10 protein-coding genes and 1 pseudogene are annotated in these 6,911 nt (G+C 74.3%); all 11 read left to right on the forward strand.

The window, feature by feature from the left end; genetic code table 11:
- Positions 1-160 precede the first annotated feature (160 nt).
- On the forward strand, positions 161-1,192 hold the full coding sequence (locus AC1DUQ_RS01150) for a semialdehyde dehydrogenase (protein ID WP_477059402.1): 1,032 nt from the start codon (positions 161-163) through the stop codon (positions 1,190-1,192).
- The gene (locus AC1DUQ_RS01155) at positions 1,189-2,367 is read left to right on the forward strand and encodes an NAD(P)/FAD-dependent oxidoreductase (protein WP_477059401.1); all 1,179 of its coding nucleotides are present in this window, start codon (positions 1,189-1,191) and stop codon (positions 2,365-2,367) included. Before AC1DUQ_RS01150 ends, AC1DUQ_RS01155 begins: the two co-directional genes overlap by 4 nt.
- 55 nt (positions 2,368-2,422) lie before the next feature.
- Positions 2,423-3,001 carry a 1-acyl-sn-glycerol-3-phosphate acyltransferase gene (locus AC1DUQ_RS01160; protein ID WP_477059400.1) on the forward strand — a complete coding sequence of 193 codons (579 nt, stop codon included), beginning with the start codon at positions 2,423-2,425 and terminating at the stop codon, positions 2,999-3,001.
- 57 nt (positions 3,002-3,058) lie between these two features.
- Positions 3,059-3,649 carry a DinB family protein gene (locus AC1DUQ_RS01165; protein ID WP_477059399.1) on the forward strand — a complete coding sequence of 197 codons (591 nt, stop codon included), beginning with the start codon at positions 3,059-3,061 and terminating at the stop codon, positions 3,647-3,649.
- Positions 3,642-4,088: an SRPBCC family protein gene (locus tag AC1DUQ_RS01170; protein WP_477059398.1), complete on the forward strand. Its 447-nt coding sequence runs from the start codon at positions 3,642-3,644 to the stop codon at positions 4,086-4,088. The genes AC1DUQ_RS01165 and AC1DUQ_RS01170 overlap by 8 nt, the downstream gene beginning before the upstream one ends.
- A gap of 36 nt (positions 4,089-4,124) precedes the next feature.
- Complete coding sequence (locus tag AC1DUQ_RS01175) at positions 4,125-4,295, forward strand: CsbD family protein (protein WP_056086725.1); 171 nt, start codon at positions 4,125-4,127, stop codon at positions 4,293-4,295.
- A 121-nt stretch (positions 4,296-4,416) separates the two neighbouring features.
- Complete coding sequence (locus AC1DUQ_RS01180) at positions 4,417-5,076, forward strand: ArsR/SmtB family transcription factor (protein ID WP_477073292.1); 660 nt, start codon at positions 4,417-4,419, stop codon at positions 5,074-5,076.
- Position 5,077: 1 nt separating this feature from the next.
- A complete protein-coding gene (locus AC1DUQ_RS01185; RefSeq protein ID WP_477059396.1) occupies positions 5,078-5,266 on the forward strand; it encodes a hypothetical protein in 189 nt (62 codons plus the stop codon).
- A 33-nt stretch (positions 5,267-5,299) separates the two neighbouring features.
- Positions 5,300-5,857 carry a GyrI-like domain-containing protein gene (locus AC1DUQ_RS01190; RefSeq protein WP_477059395.1) on the forward strand — a complete coding sequence of 186 codons (558 nt, stop codon included), beginning with the start codon at positions 5,300-5,302 and terminating at the stop codon, positions 5,855-5,857.
- Between the two features lie 175 nt (positions 5,858-6,032).
- Entirely contained in the window at positions 6,033-6,608 is a 576-nt protein-coding gene (gene sigK / locus AC1DUQ_RS01195) for an ECF RNA polymerase sigma factor SigK (RefSeq protein WP_477059394.1), read from the forward strand.
- Positions 6,605-6,911: pseudogene (locus AC1DUQ_RS01200) on the forward strand (hypothetical protein); the annotation flags it as partial. The gene sigK and the pseudogene AC1DUQ_RS01200, both read left to right, overlap by 4 nt.

Here is a 6,911-nt window from a genome sequence, read left to right on the forward strand (position 1 = left end):
CCCGCGCGCCATCTGCCCGACACATTCGCTTGCTTCTCTGGTTCTGCGACCACCTCACCCGGCACCGGCGGTATCACCGGGGTGCGCGCGCGCCCCTTCGGGGCACAGACCCACCTCGACGACGCGGCCGCGATGCCGCGCGGCCACAGGGGAGCCCCCGATGAGCACCGCTGCACCGTTCGCTTTCCTGGTCCACCCGCGAGCCCGCATCGCTGAGGACCTGGCCCGCATCTGGAGCCCGCTCGGTCGGGTGCCGGAGCGCCTCATCGACACCGCGGTCCGTCGACTCCCGCTCCCGCCCTACGCGATGTCCCGGATCGACCTCGACGACCAGCCGGTCGGCCACGTGGTGCTCGTCCCGTTCGGCGCGCGGCACCTGCTGTCCGAGCCGCACGAGGGCCGGGCCCGCGTCGGCCGGGCGATCGACCACGCCGCGCGGCTCGGTGCGGGCGTCGTCGGCCTCGGGGCGCTCACGGCGACGGTCACCGCCGGCGGCGCCACCCTGCGCGGCCGCACCGACATCGGCGTCACCAACGGCAACGCGTACACCGCCGCGATCGTGGAGGACCAGCTGCTGATCCTGCTCGCGGACCTGTCCGACCGCCGGGTGGCCGTCGTCGGCGCCACCGGCTCGGTGGGCACCACCCTGGTCCGCCTGCTCGCTGCCGCCGGCTCGGTCGACTCCCTCCTCCTGGTGGCCCGGGGGACCGCGAAGCTGGACGCGTTGGCCGCCGAGGTCGGGGGACGCGTGCCGACGACCATCTCGACCGACCTCCACGACGTACGCAGCTGCGACGCCGTGGTGCTCCTGACGGCGTCGGCCGACGCGCTGCTCGGGGCCGAGCACCTGGCACCGGGCGCCCGCGTGCTGGACGCGACGCAGCCCCGCAACACCTCGCCCGACCTCGCGGCGGCGCGGCCCGACGTGACGCTCGTCGACGGCGGGGTCGTCGAGATCCCCGGGATGCACCTGCGCGGCGGGGACATCGGGCTGCCGCGCGGTCAGGCGTACGCATGCTTCGCGGAGACGTTCCTGCTCGGGCTGGCCGGGCACGTGGGGCACTTCTCGACCGGCGTGCCGACGCTCGACCACGTGGCTCACGTCCGGGGGCTGGCCGACCGCTTCGCGCACCACGGGTTCACGGCAGCCGCCCCCTCGAGCTTCGGGCGGCCGCTGGCGGGTGTGCGATGAGGCGCGTCGTTCTGCTCGGCGGCGGTTACGTCACGCTGCACGCGTACGGTGCGCTCGTACGGCGGCTGCGCGGAGCACTGCGGCGCGGCGAGGTCGAGATCGTCGTGCTCAGCGCGGACACCGTGCACAACTTCCACGGGTTCACCGGGGAGGTGGTCGCCGGGCTGCTGCCGATCGCGCTGACGCAGACGCCGCTGACCGAGGCGATGCCGCGCGCCCGCGTGCTCCACGCCCGCGTCACGCGGGTGGACCTCGTCGCCCGGCGGGTGCACTTCTCCGGCGTCGACGGGGACGACGAGCTGGCCTACGACGCGCTCGTCGTCGGGACCGGCGGACGCGAGCCCCTGGATGCGGTCGACGGGCTCGCCGGTCGGGGACTGACCCTGCGCGGGCCGGGCGACCTGGCCGAGCTGCTCCAGCGCGTGCGGGTGGTGGACGGACCCGTGGTGGTCGTCGGCGGCGGGCTCGCGGGGGTGGAGCTCGCCGCCGCGCTCGCCGCACGGGTGCCGGACGTGGTCCTGGTGCAGTCGGCGGACCGGGTGGTGCCCGCGCTGCACGACGAGCAGCCCCGGCTGGCCGCCCGCTGCACGGCGGAGCTGGTGCGGCTCGGGGTCGACGTCCGCACCGGCGTGCGGGTGGTGGCCGTCGACGACGGCTCGGTCACCCTGTCCGACGGGTCCGCGGTGCGGACGCACACCGTGCTGGCGACCACCGGGCAGCGCGCCGTCGTGCTCCCGGGCCTGGACCGGCTGCCGCGGGACGACCGTGGTCGCCTGGTGACCACGCGCGAGCTGCTGGTGGCGCCCGACGTCTGGTCCGCGGGCGACGCGGCCTCGGTGGCGCACCCGCGCAGCGGCGTCCCGGTGACCGCGAACGCGCTGTGGGCGATCAAGGCGGGGGACCAGGTGGGCCGGAACGTCGCCCGCGCGCTGGCGGGCCGCCCGGGCCGGCGGTTCCGCTACCTCGGGCTCGGGCAGGCGGCGTCGTTCGGGGTCGGCCGCGGCGTGGCCGACCTCTACGGCTTCCCCCTCACCGGCTGGGTGGCGTGGGTGATGCGGGTGGGGTTCTTCGTGCGGTTCATGCCGTCACGCACTCGCGCGATGCGAGTGCCGGGGGAGCTCGTCCGCCGCTCGCGCGCAGCTCAGACCCCTGCGCGGCTCGCCGTCCCGAGGTGACGCGGACGGGCGGGTGCGGCCCAGCACCCGCTCGCGTCTCGGGTACCGTCCAGGCGTGACGCTCCGACGGACCCTGGCCCGCGCCTACTGGCGGCTGAGCCGCTGGACCCTGCAGACCGAGCGCGTGCCCGTGGACGGCGCCGGCCTGCTGATCGGGGCGCCGCACACGTCCAACTGGGACTTCATCCTCATGCTGGCGATCAGCGGCGAGGCGGACCTGACGGTCAAGTGGCTCGGCAAGCACCAGCTGTTTCGCGGTCCGGCGGGACCGGTCATGCGGGCGCTCGGTGGCATCCCGGTGGATCGCCGCGACCCCGCGGGGCTGGTCGACGAGCTGGTGGCCCGGATCCAGGGCGGGGACCGCTTCTACCTCGTCGTGACCCCGGAGGGCACGCGCAGCGGCTCCGGCTGGAAGTCGGGGTTCTACCGGATCGCCCGCGCCACGGACCTGCCGGTCACCCTCGGCTACGTCGACCGCACCACCATGACGGCCGGCCTGGGACCGACCCTCCAGCTGACCGGCGACGTCGCCGCGGACATGGACGAGGTGCGCGCGTTCTACGCCGACAAGTCCGGGTTCGCGCCGCACCGCCGGACCGAGCCGCGCCTCCGGGAGGAAGCCGCTCCCGAGTGAGTGTCCGAGGGCTTCGCTACGGTCGGGACGCCGCAGCCCCCTCGTGAGGAGCCCATCGTGGACGAGTTCGACTGGTCGATCCTGAGCGTCCCCACGCCGCGCGCGGTGGTCCGGGGGCAGCTGGAGTTCTCCTGGTGGGAGCTCGGTCGGCGCCTGGAGACCGTCACGCAGGACGAGTTCCAGTGGGAGCCCGCACCCGGGGCGCTGAGCGTCCGGCGGCGCACCGAGACGACCGCGCCGCGCACGTTCGGCGTCGGCGAGTGGGTGGTCGAGTGGCCCGAGGGGCCGGACCATCCCGGCCCGCGGACGGTCTCGTGGCTCGTGGCGCACCTGACCGAGGTGCTCACCGAGCGGTACGACTGGACGTTCGGCGCGCACGAGGCCAAGCGGCCGACGCTGACCTACTCGGGCGAGGTCGGGCCGGCGGTCGCGGAGCTCACGCGGGTGGCCGACGCCTGGCGAGCGGGGATCGCCGGGATGTCCGACGATGACATCTTCACGGTCGGCCTCAGCCAGGCCACCGAGATCGATGCGCAGTCACCGTTCGCGCACCTGGTGGCGCACATCAACCGCGAGATCATCCACCACGGGTCGGAGATCTTCACGCTCACCGACCTGTACCGCGCGCGGGGAGGCGCACATGTCTGAGAACCACGTCGCTCGAGCGTCCGCGGAGATCCCGGCGCCGGCCGAGACCGTCTGGGACACCCTGGTCGATCCCGAGGCCACCTGGATGATGGGTGCGCGCGTGACCAGCACCTACGTGGTCGGCGTGCCCATCACCTTCGACGGCGAGTGGGACGGCAAGCCGTTCCAGGACCACGGCGAGATCCTCGAGGTCGACCGTCCGCGGCGGCTGCGCTACACGCACTACTCACCGCTGAGCGGGCATCCGGACATCCCCGAGAACTACCACCACCTGACGTTCACGTTCGACGAGCAGGAGGGGTCCACGACCGTGACGCTCGAGCAGGACGGGAACGGCTCGGCCGAGGAGGCGGCGCACTCCACGGCAAACTGGGAGCAGGTGCTCGGCGCCCTGCGCGACGCGGTCGTTGCGGATGCGAGGCGCGCAGGGTCGTCGTAGCGTCGAGGAGTTGCCAACCCGAGAGGAGTGATTCTGATGGGTCTCGACGACAAGATCAGCAACGCTGCGGAAGAAGCCAAGGGCAAGGTCAAGGAAGCGGCCGGCAAGGCGACTGACGACGAGCGTCTCGAAGCAGAGGGCAAGGGCGATCAGGCCAGCGCGAACGTGAAGCAGGCTGGCGAGAACATCAAGGACGCGTTCAAGTGATCTGACCCGTCCCCGCACGACGCGAAGGCCCCCACCATGGCGGTGGGGGCCTTCGTCGTTCACAACATCTCTTTCGCAATAACTCTTGCGCAACGATCGTTGCGCGTTCTACAGTCTCACCATGAGCACCGAGCAGAGCAGCGAGAYCCGGGTGAGCCGGAGCGACCCCGAGCGGATCCGCGCACTGGCGCACCCCCTGCGGCTCGCCCTGCTCGAGTACCTCGACGACACCGGTGAGGCCACCGCCACCCAGTGCGCCAAGCACACCGGCGAGTCGGTCGCCAACTGCTCGTTCCACCTGCGCCTGCTGGCCCGCTACGGGTTCATCGAGCCCGCCGAGCAGCGCGGCCGCGAGCGCCCCTGGCGCCCGAGCGCCCGGCGCGAGCAGTTCGTGCCGGACGAGTCGGTCCCCGGCTCGGTGCGTGCGGTCGTCGAGCTGGCCGAGGTCGCAGTCCGCCAGGAGGCCGAGGGGTTCATCGGCTTCCTCCACCAGCGCGCCGACCGCGCCGCCGAGTTGACCGGACGGTCGCTCCCGGCGTCGATGACCAAGGACACCTTCTGGGCCACGCCCGACGAGACGGACGCCTTGCTCCACGCCGTCGGCGCCCTGCTCGAGCCGTATGTCGCGCGCATGAAGGACAGCTCGTCGCGCCCCGCCGGCGCCCTGCTCATGCGGTGGTTCGCCACCAGCCACCCCGACCTCGCGGTCGACCCCGCACCCGGTCCGGAGGCGTCCGACGCCCCCCACCCGCTCTCTCCCGACGCATCCGAGGAGGCGTGACATGGTCGCGCTGACGTACGACGTGCGCACCGTGCGCATCCCCATCCCCCGACTCGTCCTCCGCTCGTCCCGTGCGCGGCTCGCCCGCCGGGTGGTCGCGCCCGCCGAGCCCTGGCAGCACGCCGAGCGCCGGACGCACGAGCAGCGCCGCGAGGCCCACCTCGACGCCGCCGTCGCACTGCGCCGCTGACGGGACGGTCGTAGCCTCGGGCCAGGAGGTCCGATGGCGCGCACGACGGTGGTCCCCGTGGTCGTCGACCGGCCCGCGGTGCCGTACGTGGGCATCAGCGCGTCGGTCACGCCGGGCACGTTCGCGCGGGCTGCGGGCGGGTTCCCGGAGCTGTTCGCCTGGCTGACCGCGCACAGCCTGCACCCGGCTGGTCCGCCGTTCTTCCGGTACGACGTCGTCGACCCCGAGCGGGGCATGGTCGTCGAGGCCGGGGTGCCCCTCTCCGAGGCGGTGCAGTGGACCGACGGGGGCGTCATCACCGGCGTCCTGCCCGCCGGCCGCTACGCGGTGACCAGCCACGTGGGCCCGCCCGACGAGCTGGTGCAGGTGACCGCCGGGATGCAGGCGTGGGCGGCCGCCGAGGGCCTGCGGTTCGACCGCTGGGACACCCCCGAGGGCGAGGCGTGGGGATGCCGCCTCGAGCTGCAGCTGACGGACCCGCTCGTCGAGCCCGAGATGTCCCGGTGGGAGACCCAGCTCGCGCTCCGGCTCGCGGACGACGAGCCCGCGGCGGGGACCGGCGCGGACCTCGGCGACATCGGGCTGCTCTGAGCCATCCGCGGGGGCGGCGGCGTCGAACCACTGCTGACCCATCCACCGACGGACGACGGACCCGATGTCCCTGCAGCAGCTGTCGACGCCACCGGCGCGCCCCCCCSGGCACGCCGGCACGCGGCGCGCGACCGCCGAAGGGCGAGCGGCGACCCGGTGGGGCACACTGGCCCGCGTGGAGCGAGGACCTGGCGAGGCCGACGCGCCCCGCTCCGCCGAGTCCCTGCTCTCGGACGTCGCGCTGGGCGACGACTCGGCGTTCGCGGTCCTGTACGACGCGCTCGGACGCGCGGTCTTCGGCACCTGCCTCGGCGTCCTGCGGGACCCCGACCACGCGGCCGAGGTGGCCCAGGAGGTCTGGGTCGAGGTCTGGCGCACCGCCGCCCGGTTCGACGCCACCCGCGGGTCCGCCCGCACGTGGACGCTGACGCTCGCCCACCGGCGGGCCGTCGACCGCGTCCGCGCGGTGCAGGCCCAGCGCGACCGCGACCAGCGGGTCCTCGACGGGAGCACCGAGCGGGAGTTCGACGTCGTCGCGGACGAGGTCGAGGCCGCCCTCGAGCAGGTCCGCGTCCGCGACTGCCTCGGCACCCTCACGTCCACCCAGAAGCAGGCGGTGGTCCTCGCGTACTACGGCGGCCGGACCTACCGTGAGGTGGCCGACGAGCTCGCCGCGCCGCTGCCCACGGTGAAGAGCCGCATCCGTGACGGCCTGCTCCGCCTGCGCGACTGCCTGGGGGTGACGTCATGACGGTGTCCGACGACGACGCCCGCTCCCTGCTCGGCGCCTACGCGCTGGACGCGGTCGACGCCGACGAGCGCGCCGCCGTGGAGCAGCTCGTCGCCACCGACCCCGAGGCCGCCGCGGAGCTCGCACAGCTCACGGCCGTCGCGGCCACCCTGGGCGACGCCGTCGCCGGCGAACCCCCGGCCGCGCTCCGTGCCTCGGTCCTGGCTGCGATCGCCGACGTCCCGCAGCTCGGTCCGCTCGCGGGCCCGCGCCACGCGGTGGCTCCGGCGGCTCCGGCGTCTGTGCTCGCTGGCGCCCCTACCT

It is taken from the genome of Cellulomonas sp. P4_B5_2 (genome assembly GCF_056402235.1).

Bases quoted from the DNA above. Each gene is read 5' to 3' on its own strand.
- AC1DUQ_RS01150 (WP_477059402.1), top strand. From the start codon at position 161: ATGAGCACCGCTGCACCGTTCGCTTTCCTGGTCCACCCGCGAGCCCGC.
- AC1DUQ_RS01155 (WP_477059401.1), top strand. From the start codon at position 1,189: ATGAGGCGCGTCGTTCTGCTCGGCGGCGGTTACGTCACGCTGCACGCG.
- AC1DUQ_RS01170 (WP_477059398.1), top strand. From the start codon at position 3,642: ATGTCTGAGAACCACGTCGCTCGAGCGTCCGCGGAGATCCCGGCGCCG.
- AC1DUQ_RS01175 (WP_056086725.1), top strand. From the start codon at position 4,125: ATGGGTCTCGACGACAAGATCAGCAACGCTGCGGAAGAAGCCAAGGGC.
- AC1DUQ_RS01185 (WP_477059396.1), top strand. From the start codon at position 5,078: ATGGTCGCGCTGACGTACGACGTGCGCACCGTGCGCATCCCCATCCCC.
- AC1DUQ_RS01190 (WP_477059395.1), top strand. From the start codon at position 5,300: ATGGCGCGCACGACGGTGGTCCCCGTGGTCGTCGACCGGCCCGCGGTG.